This is a genomic window from Candidatus Krumholzibacteriota bacterium (genome assembly GCA_016932415.1).
Lineage (GTDB): Bacteria > Krumholzibacteriota > Krumholzibacteriia > Krumholzibacteriales > Krumholzibacteriaceae > Krumholzibacterium.
In genome coordinates this window covers 293,377-319,441 of the sequence record JAFGCX010000010.1, presented here as the reverse complement: position 1 = coordinate 319,441, position 26,065 = coordinate 293,377, and the positions used below count along the sequence as shown (strand labels likewise).

The 26,065-nt window shown below is 52.2% G+C and carries 27 protein-coding genes; 1 reads left to right on the top strand and 26 read right to left on the bottom strand.

Features of this window, described 5'->3' with window-relative positions:
• Positions 1 to 7: 7 nt before the first annotated feature.
• From ptsP to rplU, 22 genes are all read right to left on the bottom strand, one after another.
• Complete coding sequence (ptsP, locus tag JW814_04215; GenBank protein MBN2070643.1) at positions 8 to 1,816, bottom strand: phosphoenolpyruvate--protein phosphotransferase; 1,809 nt, start codon at positions 1,814 to 1,816, stop codon at positions 8 to 10.
• A gap of 6 nt (positions 1,817 to 1,822) precedes the next feature.
• On the bottom strand, positions 1,823 to 2,092 hold the full coding sequence (locus JW814_04210; protein ID MBN2070642.1) for an HPr family phosphocarrier protein: 270 nt from the start codon (positions 2,090 to 2,092) through the stop codon (positions 1,823 to 1,825).
• A 53-nt stretch (positions 2,093 to 2,145) separates the two neighbouring features.
• Complete coding sequence (locus JW814_04205) at positions 2,146 to 2,877, bottom strand: PTS system mannose/fructose/sorbose family transporter subunit IID (GenBank protein MBN2070641.1); 732 nt, start codon at positions 2,875 to 2,877, stop codon at positions 2,146 to 2,148.
• Between the two features lie 32 nt (positions 2,878 to 2,909).
• Positions 2,910 to 3,614 carry a PTS sugar transporter subunit IIC gene (locus tag JW814_04200; protein ID MBN2070640.1) on the bottom strand — a complete coding sequence of 235 codons (705 nt, stop codon included), beginning with the start codon at positions 3,612 to 3,614 and terminating at the stop codon, positions 2,910 to 2,912.
• A gap of 26 nt (positions 3,615 to 3,640) precedes the next feature.
• On the bottom strand, positions 3,641 to 5,782 hold the full coding sequence (locus JW814_04195) for a DUF1926 domain-containing protein (GenBank protein MBN2070639.1): 2,142 nt from the start codon (positions 5,780 to 5,782) through the stop codon (positions 3,641 to 3,643).
• 15 nt (positions 5,783 to 5,797) lie between these two features.
• Positions 5,798 to 6,271 (bottom strand): PTS sugar transporter subunit IIB, encoded by a 474-nt coding sequence (locus JW814_04190; protein ID MBN2070638.1) that lies wholly within the window; start codon positions 6,269 to 6,271, stop codon positions 5,798 to 5,800.
• 79 nt (positions 6,272 to 6,350) lie between these two features.
• On the bottom strand, positions 6,351 to 6,758 hold the full coding sequence (locus tag JW814_04185; GenBank protein ID MBN2070637.1) for a hypothetical protein: 408 nt from the start codon (positions 6,756 to 6,758) through the stop codon (positions 6,351 to 6,353).
• Positions 6,745 to 7,713 carry an HPr(Ser) kinase/phosphatase gene (gene hprK, locus JW814_04180; GenBank protein ID MBN2070636.1) on the bottom strand — a complete coding sequence of 323 codons (969 nt, stop codon included), beginning with the start codon at positions 7,711 to 7,713 and terminating at the stop codon, positions 6,745 to 6,747. The genes JW814_04185 and hprK overlap by 14 nt, the downstream gene beginning before the upstream one ends.
• Before the next feature lie 34 nt (positions 7,714 to 7,747).
• Positions 7,748 to 8,293, bottom strand: a complete 546-nt coding sequence (gene raiA / locus JW814_04175) for a ribosome-associated translation inhibitor RaiA (protein ID MBN2070635.1) — start codon at positions 8,291 to 8,293, stop codon at positions 7,748 to 7,750.
• Positions 8,294 to 8,311: 18 nt separating this feature from the next.
• Entirely contained in the window at positions 8,312 to 9,214 is a 903-nt protein-coding gene (lipA, locus tag JW814_04170; protein ID MBN2070634.1) for a lipoyl synthase, read from the bottom strand.
• A 31-nt stretch (positions 9,215 to 9,245) separates the two neighbouring features.
• Complete coding sequence (rpoN, locus tag JW814_04165; protein MBN2070633.1) at positions 9,246 to 10,652, bottom strand: RNA polymerase factor sigma-54; 1,407 nt, start codon at positions 10,650 to 10,652, stop codon at positions 9,246 to 9,248.
• A 17-nt stretch (positions 10,653 to 10,669) separates the two neighbouring features.
• Positions 10,670 to 11,425, bottom strand: a complete 756-nt coding sequence (gene lptB, locus JW814_04160; protein ID MBN2070632.1) for an LPS export ABC transporter ATP-binding protein — start codon at positions 11,423 to 11,425, stop codon at positions 10,670 to 10,672.
• Positions 11,418 to 12,062 (bottom strand): LPS export ABC transporter periplasmic protein LptC, encoded by a 645-nt coding sequence (gene lptC / locus JW814_04155; GenBank protein ID MBN2070631.1) that lies wholly within the window; start codon positions 12,060 to 12,062, stop codon positions 11,418 to 11,420. Before lptC ends, lptB begins: the two co-directional genes overlap by 8 nt.
• A gap of 303 nt (positions 12,063 to 12,365) precedes the next feature.
• Positions 12,366 to 13,358: a KpsF/GutQ family sugar-phosphate isomerase gene (locus JW814_04150; protein MBN2070630.1), complete on the bottom strand. Its 993-nt coding sequence runs from the start codon at positions 13,356 to 13,358 to the stop codon at positions 12,366 to 12,368.
• A gap of 56 nt (positions 13,359 to 13,414) precedes the next feature.
• Positions 13,415 to 14,233 (bottom strand): 3-deoxy-8-phosphooctulonate synthase, encoded by an 819-nt coding sequence (gene kdsA, locus JW814_04145; protein ID MBN2070629.1) that lies wholly within the window; start codon positions 14,231 to 14,233, stop codon positions 13,415 to 13,417.
• Between the two features lie 11 nt (positions 14,234 to 14,244).
• Complete coding sequence (locus JW814_04140; GenBank protein MBN2070628.1) at positions 14,245 to 15,900, bottom strand: CTP synthase; 1,656 nt, start codon at positions 15,898 to 15,900, stop codon at positions 14,245 to 14,247.
• A 56-nt stretch (positions 15,901 to 15,956) separates the two neighbouring features.
• The gene (gene kdsB / locus JW814_04135; GenBank protein MBN2070627.1) at positions 15,957 to 16,664 is read right to left on the bottom strand and encodes a 3-deoxy-manno-octulosonate cytidylyltransferase; all 708 of its coding nucleotides are present in this window, start codon (positions 16,662 to 16,664) and stop codon (positions 15,957 to 15,959) included.
• Positions 16,665 to 16,760: 96 nt separating this feature from the next.
• Positions 16,761 to 17,315, bottom strand: coding sequence for a Fe-S-containing hydro-lyase (locus tag JW814_04130; protein ID MBN2070626.1), 555 nt, complete (start codon positions 17,313 to 17,315; stop codon positions 16,761 to 16,763).
• Between the two features lie 18 nt (positions 17,316 to 17,333).
• Positions 17,334 to 18,176: a fumarate hydratase gene (locus JW814_04125; GenBank protein MBN2070625.1), complete on the bottom strand. Its 843-nt coding sequence runs from the start codon at positions 18,174 to 18,176 to the stop codon at positions 17,334 to 17,336.
• Between the two features lie 25 nt (positions 18,177 to 18,201).
• Positions 18,202 to 18,858, bottom strand: a complete 657-nt coding sequence (locus tag JW814_04120) for an MBL fold metallo-hydrolase (protein MBN2070624.1) — start codon at positions 18,856 to 18,858, stop codon at positions 18,202 to 18,204.
• Between the two features lie 95 nt (positions 18,859 to 18,953).
• The gene (gene rpmA / locus JW814_04115) at positions 18,954 to 19,208 is read right to left on the bottom strand and encodes a 50S ribosomal protein L27 (protein ID MBN2070623.1); all 255 of its coding nucleotides are present in this window, start codon (positions 19,206 to 19,208) and stop codon (positions 18,954 to 18,956) included.
• Positions 19,209 to 19,230: 22 nt separating this feature from the next.
• Positions 19,231 to 19,542, bottom strand: coding sequence for a 50S ribosomal protein L21 (gene rplU / locus JW814_04110; protein MBN2070622.1), 312 nt, complete (start codon positions 19,540 to 19,542; stop codon positions 19,231 to 19,233).
• A 201-nt stretch (positions 19,543 to 19,743) separates the two neighbouring features.
• Between rplU and JW814_04105 the strand changes: the two genes are divergently transcribed.
• Positions 19,744 to 20,820: a M20/M25/M40 family metallo-hydrolase gene (locus tag JW814_04105; protein MBN2070621.1), complete on the top strand. Its 1,077-nt coding sequence runs from the start codon at positions 19,744 to 19,746 to the stop codon at positions 20,818 to 20,820.
• Here the strand turns inward: JW814_04105 and JW814_04100 are convergent.
• From JW814_04100 to JW814_04085, 4 genes are read right to left on the bottom strand one after another with little or no spacing between them, the layout of a single operon-like run.
• A complete protein-coding gene (locus JW814_04100; GenBank protein MBN2070620.1) occupies positions 20,800 to 22,005 on the bottom strand; it encodes a S41 family peptidase in 1,206 nt (401 codons plus the stop codon). The genes JW814_04105 and JW814_04100 overlap by 21 nt on opposite strands.
• Complete coding sequence (locus JW814_04095) at positions 21,965 to 23,815, bottom strand: Na+:solute symporter (GenBank protein ID MBN2070619.1); 1,851 nt, start codon at positions 23,813 to 23,815, stop codon at positions 21,965 to 21,967. The genes JW814_04100 and JW814_04095 overlap by 41 nt, the downstream gene beginning before the upstream one ends.
• Positions 23,812 to 25,200: an MFS transporter gene (locus tag JW814_04090; protein ID MBN2070618.1), complete on the bottom strand. Its 1,389-nt coding sequence runs from the start codon at positions 25,198 to 25,200 to the stop codon at positions 23,812 to 23,814. The genes JW814_04095 and JW814_04090 overlap by 4 nt, the downstream gene beginning before the upstream one ends.
• Before the next feature lie 49 nt (positions 25,201 to 25,249).
• Positions 25,250 to 26,020 (bottom strand): outer membrane beta-barrel protein, encoded by a 771-nt coding sequence (locus JW814_04085; GenBank protein MBN2070617.1) that lies wholly within the window; start codon positions 26,018 to 26,020, stop codon positions 25,250 to 25,252.
• Positions 26,021 to 26,065 lie beyond the last annotated feature (45 nt).

The following is a 26,065-nucleotide window of genomic DNA, read 5'->3' as shown; positions in this document are numbered from 1 at the left end:
TGCTGTTCTATCTTTTTTCCGTGATCGGGTCTTTCGGAATATACTCAAGGAGTTCCGGACGTTTATCTTCGATAAACCTGTTTACCAGTTCAATGACTTCACCTGAAGTCGACATCAACAGGGCTTTCCTTACCAGTGACCTCGTCTCATCATATGTCACCGATCTGATGATCTTCTTGATCTCCGGGATCAGGTACGCGCTGGCGCTGAACTCATCGAGTCCGAGCCCTATAAGCAGTATCGTGCCGATCACCCTTGCGTCGGCTACCATCTCTCCGCATAACCCCACCCATATCCCCGCTTTATGAGCCTCGGTCACGGTGCTGTTGATAAAGCGGAGGATCGCCGGATGCAGGGTGTCGTAGAGATATGATATCCTGCTGTTCCCCCTGTCCACGGCGAGAGAATACTGAACAAGGTCGTTAGAACCTATACTGAAAAAATCGACTTCCCTGGCCAGTACATCGGCCATGACGACGGCAGATGGAGTCTCGATCATGATCCCGATCTCGACATCATCGCCATACTGGTATCGCTCCCTTTTCAGGTCATCCTTCACTTCATCGCAGATCGCTATAGCCTGGCGGACCTCATCAACGACCGAGACCATCGGGAACATTATCCTCGCCCTGCCGTGAGCCGCCGCTCTGAAGATGGCGCGAAGCTGCGTCCTGAATATATCTTTACGAGAGAGTGTGAAACGGATCCCGCGCCATCCCATGAAAGGATTATTCTCCACACTGTCATCCACCCATTTGGCTATCTTGTCCCCCCCGATATCAAGAGTCCGGAAAAGTACGGGATCAGGGGCTACTTTCTTTACTATGCTCCTGTAGTACCTGTACTGTTCTTCCTCTCCAGGGAGCGTACCTCTCATCATGAAAAAATACTCTGTCCTGAACAGCCCGATCCCTCTAGCGCCGTGTTCTATTATATTCTCGACTTCCTCATCCATCTCGATATTGCCGGAGAGTTCTATAGTCCTGTTATCGAGCGTGACAGCGGCGTAATCCTTCAGCGTCAGAAGTTCTTTTTCGATCTCCTTGAATTTCTGAAGGGCTTCCTTGTAAAGCTCGACAGTCTCCGGAGTCGGGTTGAGTATTACCTGACCTGTAAGACCATCGACGATGATCTGGTCGTAAGGTTTGGCGTGGCTGCTGAACTGATCGAGCCCTACTACGGCTGGAATACCGATCGATTTGGCTATTATCGCCGCGTGCGATGTCCTGCCTCCCGTATCCGATACAAAAGCGAGGACATATTTTCTCTTGAATCCGACCGTATCTGAAGGAGTAAGAGTCTTCGCGACTATTATCGCTTTCTTCCTCAGATTCGCGATCCCCTCGGTCTTCTGCCCGAGCAGATTCCGAATGACACGCCTCTTCACATCCTTTATATCTTCAGCTCTTTCCTTCAGGTACTGGTCTTCCATATGTTCAAAAGCGGTGAGAGTCTTGTCTATCACCCTGGTAAAGGCGTAGGCGGCATTGGCATTTTCCGCTCTGATCAACTCTTTCGTCTCTTCCTTCATCATCTCGTCGGCAAGGATCATTATATGGGAATCGAGTATCTTGGCGTGGTCTTCCCCCATCTCGGCGGCAAGCGCTTTATGCAACTCGCCGAGTTCTTCACCGGTACGCCTGAGGGCATCCTCGAATTCAGCGATCTCGCCCTTGATCTCTTTGTCCGTGATAGACTCATTATTAACGGGGAGTTCATCGACATTCACGACGAAAACTTCTCCGAAAGCTATGCCCGGAGCAGCGGGAATACCGTTAAAAATAATCTCTTTTTTTTCATCGGTCTTCTTTTTCATACTATTCTACTCTTCCATATAGAATTTATTATCGATAAGGTCTATCAGCGTATCAAGAGCTTCTTTTTCATCCACTCCATCGACGTTCAGCAGCAGTTCAGTCCCGAATTCGGCTCCAAGTCCCGCCACTCCGAGAATACTCTTGGCGTTCATCAGATCCTCATCCTTGCCGATCATCACTTCTGATTTGAACCTGCTTGCCATCTTGACAAGCTCGCCTGCGAGCCGAAGATGGATCCCTCTCTTGTTGGTGACCTTTACCTTGCCTGAAATCATATTATTACTTCTTGCCAGACCCGGTCTGGAAGCTGGAGATCCATGGTATCGAATCAAACGATCACCAGAAAACCGGCTGTGGCCAGGAAAAGCGCCAAAACAGTCCACAGGACATCTATCTTCCCGCGAAGCAGAATAAGAACGAGAGCGACGATCGCTCCCCATAAGACAAAACGCGAACCGCCAGCACTCCATGCCCGGGTAAAGACCAGGGCCGAAAACACTCCAGAGACAAAAGCTCCCGCGCCGAGCATGACCTTCTGTTCCCTGAAAAGCGTAGTGGCGAATCCTCGTCCGACATCCTCACCAAGTAACAATCCGACCCGACAACCACCGATCCTCAACTTCAGATGATAGAGATTATAGATAACCAGAAAGATCATCGGACCTATGTACGAGCTATACATAGCAAAAATACTGCCGAAAGTCAACGCAAACGGCATTAACACGATCTCGAAGAAATAATCCCCTTTTGCCGTAAATACGGATGAAAGTGCCTCTTTTACCCGTTTTATACGTTCGGCAGGGATATCCTCGCCCGCTTTTCTTCTCGATTCGAGATTCATGACAGCGCCGGAGACATATGAAGCGATCATCGGATTGGCGTTAAAATACTCCGAATGCCGCCCTGAGATCTCCTTCAGCGACTCCATGTCATCACTTATCTCGCGGAAAAATGGGAGGAGATGGCAGAAAAACCCGAGACCATCGAGTATCCGGCTGTTCCTCGAGTTCTGAAGAAAAAATATACCAGCTATCACTTTCAATCTCGTTCTATTCTTCATATTCCATCACCGCGGAGAATGCCCGGGCCGGATCACCTCACCGTCACGATAAGAAGAGTCAGTAAAAAACCGGACGCGAACCACAAAACCTGCGACCTGGCGGCATACAGCCGCAGAAGCGAACCGATCCCGATAAATGGTATGAGAAGATGAAGCTGTCCGAAAGCTCCCGTGACCGATCCGGGAAGGCGCAGCGCGATAGATCCGACCACCGGCGGACCTGCCGATATGACCGCGAAAAGCAGAAGAAAAGCAAACAGAAAATGTATAACCGTCATCGATAGATGGATCGTGGCGGCTGTTCCCGACCTGCCATCAAGGGCCCAGCCTCTTGCTTTCAGCACGATGCCGGAAGATGCTTTTTCCCACCAGCTGTAGAAAGCCTGCCCCGCCCCCGCCACAAGGACCCCCGCCAGGATGGAGGCGAGAAGGACAAAACCGCCCGCTGACGGGTCGCCACCGAGCCCACGCGATCCAAGTATATAAAGAGCCGAAACAGCTATCCCACCGAGAGGAATATCGGGAGTTCCCTTACCCCGCAAATGTACATGGCCGAGAAATATCATCTGGAAAAGAGCACCGGCAAGAAGTCCTTCAGTCCAGGCTCCCAGCACAGATCCTATCAGTATTCCCGCCGATATCGGCTGCGAGATCATCGTCCTGATCGAACTCCTCTGATCAAGAGCAAGGATCCCACCTGTCAGGGCCACCGCGAAGACCGGATTCATCAGTTTCAAACCCCTTCCGTCCGAATCGGCTCCTGTCAGAGAGTACCGGTCCGGATCCTGATCCTTATCGTGGATGATCCGCCTTCTGATAAAGACAGATCCCATACAGGCACAAGTGCTGAACCCTGGTAGACCCTCTCGTACCCCGAATCGGAATTGGAGACCGTCTCCACCGGGAATCTCCAGAAAAGCGCCACGGGATCGAAATCGAATATCACCCCGAGACGAAGGTATTCATCTCTCATCTCAAAATTACCCAGGCCGGCCTCTTCACCTGTCGAGGCAAGATTCGTCTGCTCGACGTCCCTCCCTGGAAAAAGGAAAAATCTGTCGGGAGCATCTCCGGCAAGAAAAGAGATCACGTTTTCCACGGCAAACCGCGTTTTCAGTTTTCCGCCAGCCTTGATCGAATATTCCACATCAATGGTTCTGCCCGAATCGAGCAGAGTGATCCTCTTGTCAATGGAGAGATCGACTCTCCCCTCACCCTGGATCACCTCCCCTTTTCTGCTGAAATGAAAGACCGGAAGGTCGACCGGTCCTTCGACCTGAAGGAGATAATCTCCAGTGGCGAAGTCCCCCCTCTCGCTGTACTCCGATCTCGAGAAGGAAGAGAGGGTGGCGGCAGGATCGATAAAATGATCGACCAGCGAAGCCCGGGGCTCGCTGTCGTAAAAAAGTCTTTTTTCAAGTCCTTCTTCCCTGGCCGTAGACATCTCGTGTATGCTGATCGCTCCATCACCTTCCGCCGCTCGGCCCAGCCCGGCGATCTTCCTGTGATAATACTCCTCCCTGCGCGTAAGCGTGTCAGTGAGGTTGAACCGCGCTTCCCTGAGATCAAGCTCTCTCAGCACCGCGCCTTTAAGTTTCATGAAGAGTTTTATCTTCCCGGTCGATACTGACAGTTCTTCGATCCCGTCCCCGTCGATATCGCTGATCCCGTGATCGATATATTCTTTCTTTCCGCGGGTCTCATCCTCGATGATTTTTTCCGCGGCTATGATATGACTGAAGACAGCGCTTCTAAGGTGAGGAAGGTACAATCCTCCAAAAAGTCCGTGCCAGTATGCGCAATTGCACTGGGCCTGATAGAGATGCCTCTTCGCCGATTCGGCGATACTGACTTTTCCCGGGCCTGCCGCGTATTGATCCACTATCTTGCTCGCGAGGATCATCCGCTTGTGCATCCAGTTGCTTTCCTCGTATTTGACCAGAAAATTACGCCACAACCCTCCCCTGAGCGCTTCGGCCGGATCGGGAAAGGATCCGCTCGCTTCCAACGCCTCTTTGGCGATATTATACGATTCCTGCGCCCTGACAGGCAGCGCCCACTCCATCATCTCCACGTACGAAGCTGTAGGAAGATATACGATCGATCTTGCCACGGTCGAATCCAGGACCCTGCTGAATGTCGTCGTCTCCAGCCAATCGTTGTTCGCCCGGAGGGCGTCGCAGAATCTTCGCAGCCAGTTTTCTCCGTAGCAGAGCGAATTTGTGCCGGTCCACAACCCGAATTTCTCGCCGTCATCGGCAAGCACCGCGATTATCTCCCCTCCGGAGCTTTCCCGGGAAAGCGAACCAAGATAGGTCATCGTCTCTTCGGGATCATGAAAGGGAATCAGGTACCTGAGGTTCTTGTCGATCGGAAAGACCTTGATATACGAACCGTTTTCCTCGGTAAGAAAATAACCTTTCAGCTGGGCCGGTTCGAATCCTGTCGATTTGAAATGGGAGTCATCCACCAGCACATACTCGAGACCGGCGGCAGAGAGAGTCTCCGGCATATGGGGATCCCATATCCTTTCAGTCAACCAGCAGCCGCGGGGCCTTATCCTGAAATGTTTTTCCAGATAGTCACTCATCATCGACAACTGCCCCGACCTGTCCCTCGAAGGTATGACTGTCAATATCGGTTCATAGTATCCCGCGGACATCAACTCTATCTGGCCGGCCGAGACCATGGCCGATATCATATCGAGATATTCGGGATGTCTCTGCTCAAACCAGTCCCAGAGGATGCCACTGTTATGCAGGGCGAAAGGGATGTCGGGATAATCCTTCATCACATCCAGGAAAGGAAGGTAAGCCCTGACATAGGCGTCTTCTATCACATGATCGAAGTTGCCTACCGGCTGATGATTATGGAGTCCCAGGATAAACCTTGTTTTATTACTCATTACCAGCTTCTCTCTTTAAACGATCCTGGAATTGAGGATGATCTTCTCATCGTCAGGAAGTGCTCTCGCGTCGAGGGTGATCCCGAGCTTGACCATCTCTCTGAGAGCTTTCCTGTCTTCGTCGTCTATATATATATTATCAAGGATCTTTTCCTTGCCGTCATGATAGTGCATCCCCCCGACATTCACTTCACCGACCCCGAGCCCCAGTTTGATGAGCCTGAAAGCACTGGCCGGGTTCCTGACAAGAAGGATGACCCGTTCGCTGTCGAATACGGCACCATTGAACTGGTCGACCGCCTCAACGAGAGTGACGAGAGATATCTTCACGCCTGGCGGTGCGGCAAGCAGGTAGAGATCGCTTTCCCATTTGTCGGCCGCGACCTCGTCATCGGCTACGATTATCCTCTCCGGCCTGATCTTTCTGCCCCAGCCGAGGACGACCTGGGCATGGACCAGTCTGTCATCTATCCTGAACAATAAAAGCATATCTTTCGGACCATCCCGGATAAAAATGCGAAAGGTGGCCTGCCTGACCGGCTCCGCTGGCGGCTGAGAGTGCGGAAGACTACATATCTATGACCTTGACACTTTCCTGCCCCCGCCTGATCAGGTTCCCGATCACCTGCTGCGGGTCCATTGTGCCCTGTTTTGTGATAAAATCAAGAATAATCGGAAGATTGACCCCGCTAATGATCCATGCCCTGTCGTACCCCTTGACAGCTCTGAGACAATTCATCGAACACGAGCCTCCGAAATAATCGACGAAGATTATAGTGTCGCGCTCCCTGTCCTCGTCAAGTATATCCCTGATCTTCCCGATAAGAACGTCATCGCTGAGACCGGTATTGGATAGAGTCCGGCAACATTGGACATCACCGACTATCAGTTTTGCCGTGTTGAGAAGTTCCCTGGCAAAATCGCCATGAGTCACTATAAGTCCGAGCATTTCCCCGTTTTCTTCATTCATTGTCATATTTAAGATATCTGCGCGTTTTTTTGTCGCTTTCCATGGCATTACCGAGTTGTTGATCGAGTCTCTGGGCCGCGTCGATCCCGTATACCTTGAGCATGTGATTGAGAGCGATAGCTTCCGAGATCACGGTTATATTCTTCCCGGGAAAGATCGGTATCACAAGCTGCCTTATATCGACGCCAAGAATATCGGTGGTGTGATCGTCGAGACCGTGCCTGTCCCAGTCTTTATCCGGATCCCAGTCTTCGAGCCTTACGACAACCTCTATCCGTTTCTGTATCCTGACCGCCCTTATACCGAAAAGATCCATCATGTTTATAATACCGACTCCCCTGATTTCCATGAAATGCCTCAGATGGTCCCGTCCCCTTCCCACAAGGATGTTTCCATGCTTTGAGACTTCGACCACGTCATCAGCCACCAGGCGATGCCCTCTTTCGACAAGATCAAGAGCTATCTCGCTCTTACCGATAGCGCTTCTTCCGGAGAAAAGGAGCCCGACCCCATACACATCAACCAGCGAACCATGAAGAACCGTCCTCGGAGCGAAGACGTAATCAAGCTGTCCGGTAAGGACATGGATGAATTCGGTAGTCTGCATCGCCGTCCTGATAACGGGAACGGAGTTCTTTTCGGCAAGTTGAAGAAAATCATCGGGGACTTCGAGGCTTTTTGTCACGATGATACAACAGAGAGTCCTGGAGAAAAGTCTTTCGATAGCAGCTGTATGCTCGATCGGCCGGAGCGATCGCAGATAGAGTATCTCCGTCTCTCCCAGTATCTGGATCCTTTCGTAAAGATAGTTCTCCATGAATCCAGTGAGAGCGAAGGCTGGCCTGTGTATATCGGAAGTGGTGATCGGGATCTTGCTTTCAAGCCCCTTCGTCAGCACTTCCAGATGGAATTCTTCCCTGTTGTCTTCATAGAACGACCTGACAGAATGCTCCTTGACCAATTGAACCCTCCATCTCTCCCTGAAAGTGGCATCTTTACGAAGTATCGATCACCCCGAAATCTCCGTCTGAACGTTTATAGACGAAGTTCATTTTACCTGTTTGCGAGTTTTTGAAAAGGGAAAAATCTATCTCGCTCTTCTTGAGAGAAAGAATAGCCTCCTCGATGGAGAGTTCTCTCACGTCATGAGCTATCGGTTCCATTATTTCGATGCCGCTCTCGCTTCCTATGCTGTCCGCCTTGATGATCAGTTCCTGCGGTTTAATATTGTTCTCCAGTCGCTTTGTCTTCTGATGGCTCGCTTTCAGCCTCTGCTTGAATTTCTTGATCTGCCTCTCAAGGTTTTTGGTAGCCTTGTCTATGGAGACGGCCATCTCGTTCGATTCTTCCTTGGCGTTGAAATCATGACCGTTGACATGGACATTTATTTCGGCGATATGACGGAATTTCTCTACTGACATGATGACATCGACGTTAAGGATCTGATCGAAATACCTTTTCAACCTGTATACTCTCTCTTCAATATGCTCCATAAGTATGGAATCTGTCTCGAAATGTCTTGCTGTGGTGGTCAGATTCATCGTGTACTCCTCCTCCTATCAAATGTCCGTCTTATCCGGCCCAGGCTTTCGTATCATATCGAGCCTGTTTTCCTGATAGGAACTACGCACGAGGGGACCCGCCGACACTTCGGCAAAACCCATCTCGTACCCCTTTTTTTCAAGCCATTCGAACCTCTCCGGAACTATATACTCCTTTACCGGCACCTGTCTGACGCCTGGCCGGAGATACTGTCCGATCGCGGTAAAATCACATCCTGCTCGACGAATATCATCCATCGCGCCGAGCACCTCATCGAACGTTTCTCCAAGTCCGAGCATGAATGACGATTTCGTCAGGACCTCCTTTCGGTCTTTCACATTCCTGAGAAGATTCAATGATCTGTCATAATCGGATCCTTTTCTTACCTCTGGATAGAGCCTTCTAACAGTCTCCATGTTATGAGAGAAAATATCCGGTCCCGCGTCGAGGACAGTCTCGATAGACCCGGTCCTGCCCTGAAAATCGGGAACAAGCACCTCGATGACGGGAACCGGATCGAGTTTTTTCAGTTCTCTGATAAGATCGGCATAAGCCGCGGCTCCCCCGTCAGGAAGATCGTCTCTTGTCACTGACGTCACGATCACGTGGTCCAGACCGAGTTCTCCGGCGGCATCGGCTATCCGCTCGGGCTCGTCCGGGTCGGGATCGGAAGGTATGCCTTTTCGCACTGAACAGAAAGCGCATCCTCTCGTACAGGTATCACCGAGCATCATGAAAGTGACTTTTCCCTTTGAATAGCATTCGCCCCTGTTCGGGCACAGACCTTCCCTGCAGATAGTATGAAGGCCCCTTCTCCTGATCGTTCCCTCGATACGGGCCGATTCGCTGAGAAGAGGTATCTTCCTCCTCAGCCAGGAAGGAAGCCTTTTTGTAGCATTCTCATCGACAGATCGAATCATTTATCGTCAGATACCCCACTGGTAAAATCTACTAATATTCCTTGCGGTGCCTTGCTGGTAGTATTCCAAGCTGTTCCCTGTACTTCGCGACGGTTCTTCTCGCTATGATCAGACCGTCTTTCTCCAGGATATCGGCGATCTTCTGATCGCTCAGCGGTTTTTTTGGATTTTCCTTGGCAATGATCCCCTGGATCTTCACCTTGGCGCTCTTGGCGGAGACCTCTTCACCGGACTGTGTCCCGAGAGAGGAACTGAAGAAGAATTTCAGCTCGAATACTCCCTTGGGAGTCTGGACATATTTGTTCGTAGTAACGCGGCTTACCGTCGACTCGTGCATGTCAATACGGCTTGCCACCTGCTGCAGGGTGAGCGGTTTCAGAGCGGCCGTCCCTTTTTCAAAGAACTCCTTCTGTTCCTCCACAATGCACTGCATCACCTTTATCATCGTTCTGCGGCGTTGCTCTATCGTCTGTATAAGCCATTTGGCGTTCTTGAGCCTTCCCTGAATGAAATCGCGGGTCTCGCTGCTTATACCGGAATCCCGCTGCAGCTCATCCTTGTACGACTGGCTGATCCTCAGACGCGGGACATTGCGATCATTCAGATAGATCACGTATTTCTCCCCGACCAGATCGACGACGAGGTCGGGGATCACGTAATGCGGATTATCGACGATCACGTCGAGGCCAGGTTTGGGGTTGAGGGTCCCGATCACCGCCGCCTGGGCCTGTACTTCTTTAAGGGAGATCTTCAGTTTCTTGCTGAGATCGAGATATTTCTTCTGTTTGAATTCCTCGAAATGGTCGCTGACTATCCTCGCGGTCAGGCTGTCTTCAAGATTCTTTGCTTTCAGCTGGATCAGGAGGCATTCCCTCAGATCCCTCGCTCCTACTCCGACGGGGTCGAATGTCTGGATCAGCTTCAGGACGCTTTCCACTTCGCTCTCTTCGGTGCCGAACGTCCTTGCTATATCGACCACCGGCATAGTCAGATATCCTGAATCATCCAGGGACCCGATGATGAATTCGCCGATTTCCAGGATCTTTTCGTCCTCGGAAGAGAGCCTGAGCTGATTGAAGAGATATTCTGAAAAAGTCTGCTTGGCTACCGGGACCCTTTCGACAAAATCCTCTTTTTCCTCTACTTCGGCGTTACCACCGCTGTTCCACGCGGTATCATAAAAATCATCCCACTCGTCCTTGTCATCGGTAGAGTCAGCCGGTTCTTTTTCTTTCTCGTCATCATCCTTGTCATCGTCCTCGGCCGAATCAATGACTTCGTCTACCTCTTCAAGAAGCGGGTTCTGCAGTATCTCCTGCTTAAGCACCTGCTGGAGTTCCAGGGTAGGCATCTGCAGCAATTTCAGGGCCTGTTGCAGCCTTGGCGTCATCACCAGCCGCTGACTCATCCCAAGGCGCATACCCATTTTCATTTCCATAATATATCCATCCTGTTCTACAGACGAAAGGCGTCGCCGAGATAGATCTCACGCACCTCGGGATCGCCGGCCAGGTCGTCCGCTGTTCCGGAGCGCTTGATGCTCCCTTCATACATGATATATGCCCTGTCAGTTATAGACAATGTCTCCCTGACGTTATGATCGGTGATCAGGACGCCGAGGCCCTTCTCACGGAGTTTCGTTACTATACTCTGAAGATCGGCCACCGCTATAGGGTCTATTCCCGCGAAAGGTTCGTCGAGAAGCATGAATGACGGCTCTGTCACGAGCGATCTCGTAACCTCTACCCTTCTGCGTTCCCCGCCGGAAAGCTGGTATCCGTAACTTTTGCGAAGATACTCCACGTTAAGATCGGTAAGAAGGCTTTCGAGCCTCTCATCCTGCTCTTTCTTTGAAAGAGGCAGGGTCTCGAGAATAGCTTTCAGGTTATCCTCGACCGTCAATTTCCGGAATATCGATGCTTCCTGCGGAAGATAACCTATACCCTTTCTCGCCCTCTTGTACATCGGAAGAGAGGTGATCTCGTCCCTGTCCAGGATGACCTGCCCCTTATCAGGCCTGATCATACCGGTTATCATGTAAAAAGTCGTAGTCTTACCGGCTCCGTTCGGACCCAGAAGCCCTACTATCTCTCCCCGCTTGACATTTATCGATACGTCATTTACGACGCACCTCTTGCCATACGCCTTTACAAGGCCCCTGCATCCAAGGCCCGGATAGTCATGTTCGTTTCCGCTGGCCCCGTTATTCATCCTTGCCTGCCTTGTTACCGCGCTCCCTGTCGACTTCATTTTCGACGAGGCCTTCTTCATCTCTCAGATATGCTTTCACGTCTCGTTTTATATCAATATTCTTAAGTTCCGGATAACCCTGAAATCCGTACCCGGTCAATATATCATTCCCTTTGGTGACTTTTACGAAATCTTCAGTATGTATCTGCCCGTACTGATTGAGCCAGACGAGGCTCTCTGTTTCGAGAATAAAACCCTCGGTCGATGTGAGAACGACATTTCCAAGGGCTGTCAGATCGTGAGTCTGCTGGTTATACTCTCCCTTGTCCGCGGTGAGGATCGAAGTGACCTTTCCATCGCGGTCATAAAAGACGATCTCCGGGCTGTCCGTCACGAGGAGTTTTCTTATATTGTAGACCCTGGCGACCGGAGCGTCGAGGATCCACTCCACTATTCCCGAATCGCTTTCAATCGTCGTGAAATCGGCAAATTCCTGGTCAGCCATCTCCGCCTCGCCGACCGAGCGCTCGGGACGGTCAGAACCGCTGCACGACAAGAGTATCGATAGTGTAAGGAAAATCAGAAAACTTGGATAAAAGACTCTTTTTATATCTGGCGGCGCCAGAGAGGGGATTTCTTTCTTTTTTGCGTGGACCATTAAAATATTATACCTTTTCTAAAATCTCATCGGTAAATCGGACCCACATATAAATTATACCCCGTTTTTTTGAAAAAAACCGGGTTTTTTACTTTTCACACTCTGAAAATCATCCAGATGCTGATTTTTTCACCTGCCACCCGATCCCTTCCGCCTGGATCTCTTATTCGTGTAACCTGTTGACAACACAGGAAAAAAGCTTACTTTCACATCAGATATAACACACGCGTAAAGGATAGTCAAGCAATATGTATGCCAGTCCAAAAGAGGCTTATCTTCGTGGAATAAAAGAAGTTAAAACGATTATTTTAATCCCGCCCTCAGGATATCATGCAGATGGATCAATCCTACCGGCTTTCCATCGTCATCGATCACGAAAAGCTGTGTTATCGGTCCGCCCGGATTCATCTCCATATCTTCAAGAGCTTTAACGGCAAGATGGTCGGACCGCGTCGTCCTTGGATCGGGAGTCATCAGTTCCGATACTCTCGATCCGAGGGCATTCGGGTCTTTTATCAGGAATCGTTTTATATCGCCATCTGTTATCATTCCGGCAAGCCTGCCATCAGAGTCTATGACGCCCGTACAACCAAGCCGTTTCTCCGAGATCTCGAATAGCGCGTCCTTGAGAAGAGTGTCGATCCCTACCAGGGGCATCTCCTCTCCACTATGCATCAGTTCCCCTGTCGTAACGATGAGCCGTTTACCGAGTATCCCCCCGGGATGAAGCCTCGCGAAATCGTCCCTGCTGAAATCCCTGCTTCTGAAGACCGCGACTGCCAGCGCGTCTCCGAGAACAAGCGAAGCGGTAGTGCTGGTAGTCGGAACGATATCCATCGGACAAGCCTCCCCCGCGATATTGACAGGCAGGATCACGTCGCTCTGCCTGGCCAGGGGGGAATCGAGGCTGCCGGTGATCGAGATCAGGCTTATCCCTATATTCTTTATGAACGGGAGTATCCTCGAGAACTCATCATCCCCTCCGCTCTTGCTTACCGCGAGAAGAAGATCATCAGATGTCATCATCCCCATATCCCCGTGGGCAGCCTCTACCGGGTGAAGGAAGACAGAAGGGGTCCCTGTGCTGCTGAAAGTCGCCGCGATCTTTCTCGCTATGATCCCCGATTTACCGATTCCGCATACTATAACCTTCCCGGAGCATGAAAGGATGAGCCCGACTGCCTTCTCGAAATCGCCATCGATGCTGTCATAGAGGGATTGGAGACCTTCGATCTCCAGAGAAAGGACTTCCCTGCCGATCTCGATTATGCTTTTATCGCCGTTTTTCTCCGACATATCATCTCCATTGCCTTGCCATCGATTCCCCCAGTCGGGATCTTGTTCGCCCGGAGTCATCCCTCCCGGGCTTCGAATATCCTCGCCGCGGAGTCGAGCAGGTCCTGCAACTGATCCAATGGAAGCATCACTTCCGCGTCGCAGCTGCAGCTGAGGGGATTGAAGTGGGTCTCTATGAACAATCCATCGCATCCGGCAGCGACCGCTGCCATCGCGAGACTCTTCGCCATCGCCGGCCTGCCGCCCGACCTGTCGCCAAGTCCTCCGGGAAGTTGAAGCGAATGGGTCGCATCGAAAACAAGAGGCACATCAAATTTCTTCATTCGGATGAACGACGTCATATCGACAACCAGGTTGTTGTAACCGAACGAAGTCCCTCTCTCCGTCACAAAGACCCCTCCCGCTCCGCTCTTTTCAGCCTTTTCCACCGCGTTACCCATATCTTCAGGTGAAAGGAACTGACCCTTCTTCAGGTTGACGATACGTCCGGTGCCGGCAGCTTCTACGACAAGTCTGGTCTGGCGCACGAGAAAAGCCGGTATCTGGATAATATCACAGACCTCGGCGACCGGTCCGACTTCGCTCCGGCAATGTACATCGGTCAGCAGGGGAACGTTCATTTCCCGTTTCACCCGCTCGAGAAGAGCGAGTCCCTTTTCAAGCCCAGGCCCGGTGTAAGACTGCAGGGAAGACCTGTTGTCCTTAAGGTAACTTGCCTTGAAGACAAAGAAGAAGCCGGCTTTTGCGGCAGCTCCCGCCGCCGCTTCGGCTATCCTCATCAGATCATCCTCATCCTCGATCACGCAGGGCCCGGCGACAAGCAACGGGACCTTTCCGGGCAGAAAAGTCTGATCTCCTATTTTAACGGGATCCATAACCCCTCCGGTCAGCTTTCGCTGCTCGCCGCGGTAGTATTAAATGGAGCGGCGCCAGAGCGGCTCAGTTCTTTCGCGGCACCAACAAGTCCCCTGAAAAGGGGATGGGCGTTCATCGGGCGGGATTTGAGCTCGGGATGGAACTGCACTGCTATAAAATATGGATGGTCTTCCAACTCTACGATCTCGACAAGGTCTCCTTCGGGTGAAAGCCCCGAGATCACAAGCCCTTTCGAGACGAGTAATTCCCTGTAATCATTGTTGACTTCCCAGCGGTGCCTGTGGCGCTCGCTTATTATATTTTCGTCATATAGCCTCGCTGCGAGAGTATCTTCCTTCAGGTGGCAGGGATAGGCGCCGAGCCTCATCGTGCCGCCCATCTTCGAATTGCCTCTCTGCTCCAGCATCAGATCGATCACCGGATCGGCGCAATCGGGATCGAATTCGCTGCTTCCCGCCTCTATACCGCATACATTTCTGGCGAACTCTATAACAGCGCATTGAAGCCCCAGACATATCCCGAGAAATGGTATCCCGTTCATCCTGGCGTATTTCACGGCGTTGATCTTTCCATTGATCCCGCGATCGCCGAATCCTCCCGGCACCAGGACTCCGTGGACACCATCGAGGTATGTTCCGGCTCCGTTTTCCTCGATCTTTTCAGCGTCGACCCACCTTATCCTCACCTTGACGTCGTTGGCGACGCCGGCATGGATGAACGACTCAATGATACTCTTGTAAGCGTCGACAATCTGTATATATTTGCCGACTATCGCTATGTCTACATTCTCGCTCGCAGTATATATCTTCTCGACCATACGTTCCCACTCTTCCAGATCGGGAGAGGGACAATCGAGGCCGAGCTTCTCGACGACTATATCGTCGAGGTCCTGTTCATGGAAAAGAAGGGGTACATGATATATCGATCTCGCATCGACCGCTTCTATAACTGCCTTTTCCTCGACACTGCAGAAAAGAGCGATCTTCGCGCGGACATCTTTTTCAAGAGATGTCTCGGACCGGCAGATAAGGATATCGGGCTGGATGCCGATCTCCCTGAGGCCCTTGACGCTGTGCTGAGTCGGTTTCGTCTTGATCTCCTGGGCTGCCTTGATATATGGCACAAGGGTCAGATGGATATAGAGTACGTTCTCGCGCCCCAGGTCGAGCCTGAGTTGCCTGATCGCTTCGATGAAAGGAAGTCCCTCGATATCCCCCGTCGTACCCCCGACTTCGGTGATCACTACATCTACGCCTTCGCCATCCCTGGCTGCCATCAGAATACGGTTCTTTATCTCATCGGTCACATGCGGGACGACCTGGACCGTCCTGCCGAGATAGCCTCCGGCTCTCTCACGGTTGATGATCGCTTCGTATACCTGTCCGGTCGTGACATTGGACCTCTGGCCGAGAGAGCGGTCTATGAACCGCTCGTAATGTCCAAGGTCGAGATCGGTTTCGGCGCCGTCGTCTGTCACGAAGACTTCGCCATGCTGGAAAGGACTCATCGTGCCTGGATCGACATTGAGATATGGATCGAATTTCTGAAGTACGACGTTCAGGCCTCTCTGCTTGAGAAGAAGCCCGAGAGAAGAAGCAGCGATACCCTTTCCAAGAGATGAGACCACCCCACCGGTGACAAATATATATTTCGTCTTCTTTCCCAATCTACCCCTCAGCAATCGGTATCAGCCAGAGCGAATCTTTTCAGGTCGAAGAGACCTTAACTTTTTCTGATTATTTTTTCAACTCTTTTTATATCTTCGGGAGTATCGACACCCGTACTTTTTTCATCGCACCTTATTATCCGGATATTATATCCGTTTTCCAGAGCCCTGAGCTGTTCGAGATCCTCTCTCTTTTCAAGGGGTCCTCTCTCCAGGTTTCCGTAGCCGAGGAGGAAATCTTTCCTGAAAACATAGACACCGACATGACGGAGGAACTTTCCAGCGCCTGAAGGGAGTGGGGACCGGGAGAAATACAGGGCATCTCCCGAGATCGACGCGGCTACCTTTACTACCTGGCGGCTTTTGAAAGCCTCGCGGTCATCCGACTCGGATGCGAGCGTACCCATAACGATACTTTCATCAGATGCCATCGCGCCTATCAGATCCTCCAGGCCTGTCACCGGAACGAGAGGTTCATCTCCCTGGAGATTGACGATTATCTGATAATCCAGCCCGGAAGCGACTTCACAGACTCTTGACGTGCCGTTTTCATGGGAAGCGGATGTCATTATCGCTTCAGCACCGTTCGCGCGGACGATCCCGGCGATCCTCTCGTCGTCAGTAGCGACGATCACCCTGTCGGCATTTTTCACCCTCGTTGCTCCATCAACTACATGGAGGATCATTTCTCTGCCGTCTATCAGCGCCAGCGGCTTGCCGGGGAATCTTGTCGACCCGTACCGGGCGGGGATTATTATCAGCACGCCTGTCCCGTTCAATGACTTCTCCCGACGAAAATCCAGTAACCTGCCTATCCCGTCTCTCTTTCACCGTCCAGCCGACCGGTGATCATCAAAAGCTCAGATCTTCCTGAATTTCTTCTGGCCCTCTTCGTAGACATTACCGCCCAGGCAGTCCTGCGCGACGATAAGGGGAAAATCCTTTACCGTCAGCCTTCTTATCGCTTCAGCGCCGAGGTCTTCGTAGGCAACTACCTCTGCCGAGGTAATCGACCTTGATATCAGGGCCGCCGCTCCTCCGGTGGCGGCGAAATAGACCGCCGTATTCTTTTTCATCGAATCGACGACCGCTTCGTTTCTCGCCCCCTTGCCTATCATACCCTTAAGGCCGTTATCGAGAAGCACCGGAGCGTAAGGGTCCATCCGGTAGCTCGTCGTCGGTCCGGCCGAACCTATAGCCTTTCCCGGCGGCGTGGGAGACGGTCCCACATAATATATGACCTGCCCTTCAAGCTCGAATGGAAGCTCTTTTCCCTCTTCTATCAACGCGACGAGCCTGGCGTGCGCGGCGTCTCTAGCCGTATAGACCGTCCCTGAGAGGGAGACCTTGTCTCCCGCCCTGAGTTTTTTTATATCCTCATCCTTCAGGGGAGTCTTCAATGAATATTCAGCCATCTCTCACCTTTCTTCTTTCTACAGCTCTATATATTTATGCCTCGCGGCGTGGCAGTTAAGGTTCATCGATACGGGAAAGGAGGCTATATGCCTCGGAGCCACTTCTATATGAACAGCCAGAGCGGTAGTGACACCGCCGAATCCCATCGGACCGACACCGACATCATTGACCATGCGGAGAAGTTCCTTTTCCAGGTCGGCGTAATATGGATCCTTATGCTCGCTGCCGATCTCCCTGAGGAGAGCTTTCTTGGCAAGGAGCGCGCACCTTTCAAATGTCCCGCCTATACCTATCCCGACTATCACCGGCGGGCAGGGATTTCCCGAAGCGGCCCTTATATTGTCCACGACGAATTTCTTGATCCCCTCGACTCCGTCGGCAGGTTTCATCATCGCTATGCGGCTCATGTTCTCGCTTCCTCCACCCTTCGGCACTACCCACAGCTTCAGCCTGTCGCCGGGGACAAGGGTCAGGTGGATCACCGCCGGAGTATTATCACCGGTGTTTCCTCCCCTGATCGGATCGGCGAGGGACGATTTTCGCAGGTATCCATTAGTATATCCCTGCTTCACTCCTTCATTGATAGCCCCTTCGAAATCACCGCCGGTTATATGCAGGTCCTGGCCAAGCTCGGCGAAAATCACCGCGAGGCCGGTATCCTGACACATCGGTATCTGCTCCGTCCTTGCTATCTGCGAGTTCTCCACGATCTGGCGAAGCACTTCTTTGCCGGCCGGGGATTCTTCTTTTTCGTACGCCGCTTCCAGCGCTTTCTGAACATCATCTTCGAGTTCGAAATTAGCCTCCCTGCAGAGGCGCTCGACCACCCTGATGATCTCCGCCACTTCGAGCTCTCTCATCCTTTCCCTCCATTTCATCGACTTTTTATAACGCGGGATCCAGCACGACGACCTTTCTCGGGCCGGAAAGCATACTGACGGATATCTCCATCTCGCATTTACCCGCGATCTCGACATTATCCATCAAATCGGTAAAATTATCAACCCCGGCGATAGGAAACCCTAGTTTTTCCGTCTTGAAATGCATCGGGATCGCTATCTTTGGCTCGAATTCCCGCACTATGGCTGCTGCCGCCCTGGCATCTATCGTGAAATATCCTCCGACCGGGATAAGAATGACATCGACTCCCTCGAGAGCGGGCAGATCCGGAACGGATATCGGATGTCCCAGGTCACCGAGATGAGCGATCCTCAAGCCATCCGCCTCTATTATGGAGACAAGGTTGACTCCCCGTTCGCTTCCCGAACTCTCGTCGTGATAAACACTGAACGATTCTATCACCACACCGCCGAGATCGACCCTGCCCGCGCTGTCGACGAGACTGCCTGCATCCTCGATCACCCTTCTGGAAGCATGGTCGGGGTGATCGTGGCTTACCACCGCTATGTCGTACTTTTCCGTTATCCGGTCGAACCCGACCGCCCCGTCATACGAACCAGCCTCGTAAGGATCGAAGATGATCTTTCTTCCATCCCCGAGCCGGAGCTCGAACGACGAATGCCCGAGATACCTTAGTATCATCATTCACCTCCTGGACAAAAAAAACCTGACGGAAAATCCCTTTTTCCATCAGGTCCTTCAAATTATATTTACAACGATTCACGACGACCACGTCTTTAACTTGCGTAGACGCTCACTTTCTTCCTTGACCTGCCGTATCGTTCGAACTGGACGCGGCCATCGATCAGGGCATAGAGAGTATCATCGCTTCCCTTTGCCACGTTGGCTCCGGGATGGATCTTCGTTCCGCGCTGACGGACGATTATCGTCCCCGCCAGGATTTCCTGACCCGAAGCGCGCTTGGCGCCGAGCCTTCTGCCTGCTGTATCGCGGCCATTTCTGGAAGATCCCACACCTTTTTTATGTGCCATAAATATCAGCTCCCCGACCGCCTCAGGCGGTTATATCCATTATCCTTAACTGCGTAAAATGCTGGCGGTGACCATTCCTCCTGCGATAATTCTTCCTGCGCTTCATCTTGAATACGATGATCTTCTTGTCACGCGCGTGCCGGACGACTTCCGCCGTTACCTTGATACCGCTCAGGTTCGGTTTGCCGATCCGCAGATCTTCGCCATCCGAATAAAGAAGCACGTTATCACATTGTATAGTACTTCCCACTTCGACATCAAGAAGCGGAACCTTGATATTATCTTCAGGTTTCACTGTAAATTGTTTGCCAGCCAGATCAATGACTGCGTACACTATTCCTGACCTCCTGTAATTCCAAAACAGACCTTGATAAATAACAAACGGCCCGCCGCAAGTCAAGAGCAAAGTTGACAATAATATAGATTCCCCGCCCGGCAGCGTGGCGCCGATAATAATTGTCAACCGGGTGATGATCGTGTAGAATCTGCGTCTTATGAAGTCATCTACACGTCAGGCCGATGAGGAGGATGCGCGATGTCGGAAAGAATGATAAAGCAGTTCATGGAGATGGTACAGATAGAAAGCGAATCGGGTAATGAAGCTGAGATGATGGATTACCTCTATAAAGAATTCAAAAGTATGGGAGCCGAAGCGACAAAGGACGCGTACGGCAACCTCGTGGCGAAATTTCCCGAAAAAGGCTGCACGGGAAAGGATCCGATCCTGCTTTCCTGCCACGCCGACACGGTAATGCCCGGCAAAGACATCAAACCGGTCCTCAAAGATGGAGTGATACGTTCCGAGGGGGATACTATTCTCGGCGCCGACGACAAGGCGGGGATCGCCGAGATGATCGAAGCTCTGAGAGTAGCCAGGATCCATCCGCCGGTAGAAGTCGCGATCAGCCGCCAGGAGGAAGTCGGTCTTCTCGGCGTGAAAAATCTCGATTTTTCGCTGATAAGCGCCAGAATGGGGTTTCTTCTCGATAACGACACTCTCGACACTATCGTGATCGGCGGACCTTCGTATTTTGCCATCGACGTCAATATCAGGGGCAAGGCTGCGCACGCCGGGATGGAGCCGGAAAAGGGTATCAACGCCATCCAGGCGGCTGCAAGGGCTATTGCCGCTCTGAGACTCGGAAGGCTCGACGCCGGAACGACGGCGAACGTCGGCGTGATAAAAGGCGGCCTGATCAGAAATGGCGTCCCCGACAGCGCATCCTTCCTTGCCGAATGCAGGAGCCTCGACCATGACAAAGGCCAGAAACTCGCCGACGAGATGGTAGGGATCATACATGAAGAGATCGAACGGTCAGGGGCGAGTGCAGATATCATAGTGGACAACCTCTGCAAGGCGGTCGATATCCCCGACGATTCATTGACTGTCGAGATATCGAAAAAAGCGCTCAAGACGGTGGGCGTGGACGCGAAAACGACCTTCATCACCGGTTTCACCGACGCTTCGATCTACAATAATATGGGGATCGAAATGGCTGTCATCGGCATCGGGGCGCAGCTCGAACATTCTACAGACGAGCATATCAGGGTCGAAGATATGGAGAAGGCGCTGAAGATGATAATCGAGATATTAAGGATCTGTTCGGAGTAGAGCTTCCTGCTCCATCCATCTGATAAGCGACCTGAGGTTTTCTTTCTTCCTGCCCGCTCCGGTCCGGTCAAGGACCTTCTTTAAGGCAACGAGGATTGCTCTGTCAAGAGCTTCGCCTTCCGGGACTTCTATGTCGGGAATAACTCCTGTTCCTTCCCAGTTTGTACCAGTAATCGGATTGACCGAATTCCCTATTGATATCTGCACGAGGATCGCATCCTTTACGATCATCACGTCGACAGGGTGGGCGCCTCCCTTAGTCCTCTCACCCACTATTGTCGCCCTGCCGAGATGCTTCATCGTATAGCTGAAATCCTCTGCCGCGGAGAAGGTCTTCGGACCGGTCAGTATATAGAGGTCGATTTCGGGGAGCCGTTTGCCTGGAAGGTATGGAAGAGTCCACGACTGTTCAATCGAATCGGTGCGGCGGTAATAGATCCCGGTAAGCTGGACCTTGCGTGACGAGAAAAAATATGATGAAAGTACGGCACCGACTCCTCCACCTCCACCTCGGTTATCACGCAGATCTATTATTATAGCGTCGGTCGCGCCAAGGCGCCCGATAGCTCCTACCACCTTCTCGCAGGCTTCATCGGCCCGGGAGAAATAATTCAGCTTTATGTAACCGAGGTTCCCGTCAAGGATATCGATTGCCTGGAAGCCGAAATTCGCCTGCCTGTCCCTTTCGAGGTGCGCCAGTTCGATCTTCTCGATCTCGTCGTCAGGCAGAAGTCCTTTCCTCGCCGCCACTTCCTTCGCCTCTTCGGGGCTGTGGAAGACGAATACATGCCTGTCATGACAGATATCCCTCAGATCAGAGGTGACCTCATCGCAGAACTCCCTTACATCATCAAAGGCGTCGTACCTTCCCTCCCTGTCGAGCATCCTGATACGCGCAGCCATCATCTCCCCAGTGGAGGAAAAAACATAGAAGTCCTTCATATACAGGGCGACTTTATCGATCACCTCTTTCCTCACCGCAGCATCGATCCTCGGCGGATCAGTACCTGCAGATCGATCTCCTCCATTGCCGGCTCCAGCACCATGAGCTTTAGAATAACGGGGCGATACTGACACTGTCATAGCGGCCAGGATAAGGAGCAAGGCTCGGCCCGCGCTGCAACGGATGCCGGATATCATCTTATCACTTCCCCTTCCAGGCAGGTATTGATCGCGTACCTGCATCTACTTCGTCTCCTATTCCGGTTGCCGGACCGATGCTTTTTCTCATCGTGAAGAAGAGTACCGACGCCGAAGCAGCGACGCAGATAAAAAGGATTATCGCGGACCCGGTATGGCCAAGGATAAGCCGGCCTGTCCCGATGAGAGTCCCGAAGGTCATGACGAGGCCGGCGAGTATGTTGGACAGGCTCCGTAACCCTCCCTTGATCGACAGCCTTTTTCCTTCGAAACCATTGAGCGGCGATGTGTATATCTTTTTCCATCCTACACCTCCCGGCCTTACCTTCCCATAGAACCGGGCAAGGTTCTTTTCACCGACCGGCCTGGTCAGAAAGGTGGCGCCTATCCATACGACGATGGAAAGCCCCGCCGTAAGGGCGGTCGAGTATGGAAAAGCAAGCCACGCGGCCCCTTCGAGACCAGGGCGGCGCCCCAGGAGAGCGAAGATGAATGTCGTTGCCATCGCCGTCGCCATCGCCGCTATCTCCGACCAGGCGTTGACTCTCCACCAGTACCATCTTGCTATGTAGACCGATCCTATACCGGCTGTCACCGAGACTACAAGCTTCCACGCGAGGGAGATATCATTAACGGCGAAAGAGGCCAGAGCGCCCAGAAGGGCGAGAAAGATGATTGAAAGACGAGCCGCCCTGACATATTCCCTCTCACTTTTTCCTTTCCACAGAAACCTGCGAAGGATATCGTTGACGATAAGGGAAGAACCCCAGTTGAGCTGCGTATCTATCGTGGACATGAAAGCGGCAAAAAAAGACGCTATGACAAGGCCGAATATCCCGGGCCTCAGCATCTCCTTCATCATCATCGGATAATATCTCTCCGGATCATCGACCGGGCCGAACCAGGCGAGGGCACAGAGCCCCACGACTATCCACGGCCATGGCCGCAGAGCGGTATGAGCGACGCAGAACCAGAGGTACCCGAATACGGCGTGCCTTTCGTTTTTCGCGGCGAAGATCCGCTGAGAGAGATAACCTCCGCCGTCAACGGAATACGATGCCCACCATACGACAAGTATCAGTATGAGGAATTCCGTGAAAGGATTCGCCGCGAGGATGGGAGAGCGTTCGGGAATGATCTGAAAGATCCTGCCGGGATCGGCTCCCGAAGCTGCCAGTCTTTCAGTTATGCCCGCTATCCCTCCCAGTTTCCTGAAAGAGATAACGGCGAGATATACAGACCCTCCCATCGCCAGCGCGAACTGAAGAAGGTCTGTCATCACCACACCCCACAGGCCCGATATCGCAGTATAGGCCACTACAATGAAAAAGAGGATCAGGACAGTCAGGACCTCGGCGCTGAGGCCGAAAATGACAGTCCCCGAGTCCCAGCCGGCGACTACGAGAAGGATCTTCGCCATCGCTTTCATCACCCACGCGATGACGAGAACGTTCTGAAAGAATCCGAACCAGCCTGCCCTGTAGAACCGGAGCGCGGCGGCCGGCTTTCCATCATATCTCAGTTCGATCAGCTCGACATCGGTAGTCACTCCAGCCCTTTTCCAGAGCCTGGCAAAAAGGAATACCGTTACCGTCGACGCTATTCCCCAATACCACCATATCCAGTTCATGTAGATCCCGCCTTTTGCCACCAGTCCCGATACGACGAGAGGAGTATCTGCGGCAAAAGTGGTAGCGACCATCGATGTACCTATTATCCACCAGGGGAGAGACCGTCCCGAAACGAAGAACTCTTCAGTATTTCGCGATGCGCGGCTTGAGAGGAGAATGCCGACGCCGAATACCAGGACGATATACAGTGCCAGCACGATAAAATCGGGAGAGGTAAGGGTCATGCGGTGGCTGTCTCCTCCTTTCCGGTCTGATCGCCGACGACCCTGTTATAGACAGATAGCGCTATCAAAGCTAATATTCCTATGAAGGCGAATGTGAACCACATCTTGTACGGCTCTCTCGCGCCTTCTGCCGGACAGTATTTTCCCAGAAGGTAACCGGAGAGCGGTCCGCCGAGCATATTGGCGATAAAAGAGCGCATATACGCAAAACCGAGATAGAGTCCGATCTTTCCTTTCGGCGCCAGGGTCGAGACGTAGTCGAGAAATCTCGGAGCGAAGGTCATCTCCCCCAGAGCGAAAACGGCAATCGCTATGACAGCGCCCCAGAGGGTCGGCAACAATCCCAGCAGTATCATCCCAGCCACCGAGATCGCCATTCCGAGAGCCATGGTTCCGATCGGCTTCATCCTTGCGACAAGCGCCGCGACGATCATCTGGAAGACTATTATCATCCCGGGGTTGATCGCTACTATATATTCCATCGGGGCGGTCTCCGATATATGCGTGACAATGTAGGTCGGGACCGAGAGGTAAAGCTGCCAGAACATCAGGTCGAAACCGGCGAATATGATGATAAAAGAAACGAATTTGAGATCGAGGAATAACCTGAACATATCCCTGAAAGTCTCCGAGACCGAGCGGACCGGTTCGCCGGTCCTGTCCGGTTCACGGTAGGCGAAAGCCACGAGAGCAAGAGCGACCAGGGCCATCGCTACCGAGAACAGGCATATGACCTGCATCCCGAACCCCTGCCATTTCAACAGATCGAGGAATGCCTCGGGAGTCATCGGCGGATTCTGCGACGCCGCTCTGTCGGCGAGGCTGGCAGATATTTCAAACGGCGGCACATTGGCGTACACCCAGTCTTTAAGCCTCGCGTAGTCCGAAGCGGCTATCCACCTTCCAAGATCCTGGCGAAGCGTCTTGGCGACGATCTTCCCCGTGAATCCGCCAATATTGACAACCATATAAAATATCGAGAACCCGATCCTCGACAGGTCGCCGGGAGATGTCTTCTTGATCGTACCGGAGATGACCGGTTTGACGAAAGCGCCTCCCACCGCGATCAGGGAGAGGGCGATCAGCACGGTCATCTTTGACGGAATCAGCCCCAGTATCGCGTACCCGAGAGCCAGGACGGAAAAAGCGATGAAGAGGCCGTTTTTAAAACCGATCTTGTCGGAAATCGCCCCCGTCGGTATTGGGAGCAGATAGAGAGATGCTATGAATATCCCGGTTATCGAAGCGGAATACTCGACGCTGAAACCTACTCTCCTGGTGAGGTAGAGGACAAGGATCACGTTCATCCCGTAATAGGCGAGCCTCTCGAAAAGTTCGATAGTGTTGGCCGCCCAGAAGGTCCTTGGAAATCTCCTGATATCCATTCTCTCTCGCTTTCAGTCTTGCCAGAATGGCGGTCCCTCAACATCGCCATCAGAATCCGATAGTTACTCCCACGTAAAACGAATATCCGCCAAGGTCGACAGAACCTTCACTTATATTGTCCTTTTCCGAGATATCGGCAGGCCCGAATCCCTCTTCGTCATCGTTGCCGAGAAATACATCCTTCCTGTCCCCTTCAAGATTCTCAGCTGTCCCCTCAAACCCTTTCAGATCGGCCCATCTGATCTTGAAACCGAGATCAAAAGTCACAGCCGGCATTACCGGGAACTCGATCCCGAGACCGAGATGAGTCCCGAATCCGCGGTCTGTCAGTTCGGCATCATACCCGGCTACAGGATCGGAAGGAGTCCTCCTGTGACTGAAGGTGATCTTCGAATAATAGAGACCCGCGCCAGCGTAGCAGTATGGTTTCATGCTTACGAACGGGACCGGCGGTTTGAAATAGACCGTCGCCGTCACCGGATATGCTTTTACCGTATGATCGAGCTCTATCCCGTTCTCTCCGTACATGAAATCGAAATTCCACCCTGCCGACATCATCGAGACCCCGATACCGGCATCGAGTGAAGGAAGGATCGAATAGTAGTATTCAGCGCCGAATTCGGGGATCCAGGTGATATTATCCATTTCGGCGATCCCCGCCATATCAGTGTTCATCCCGTCGATCCAGTCGTTGAAATCACCGTATGAAATATGTGTAAAACCACCCGTGACCCTGACGCCCATACCGGCCCTTATCGCCTGCGGCCAGAGGATTCCCGCCAGAAGAAAGATCATCACAGCTGTCGTAGATTTTCTCATCTGTCCTCCTCAATCGATGAATTGTCTCAAAGTCGACTCTCTCCC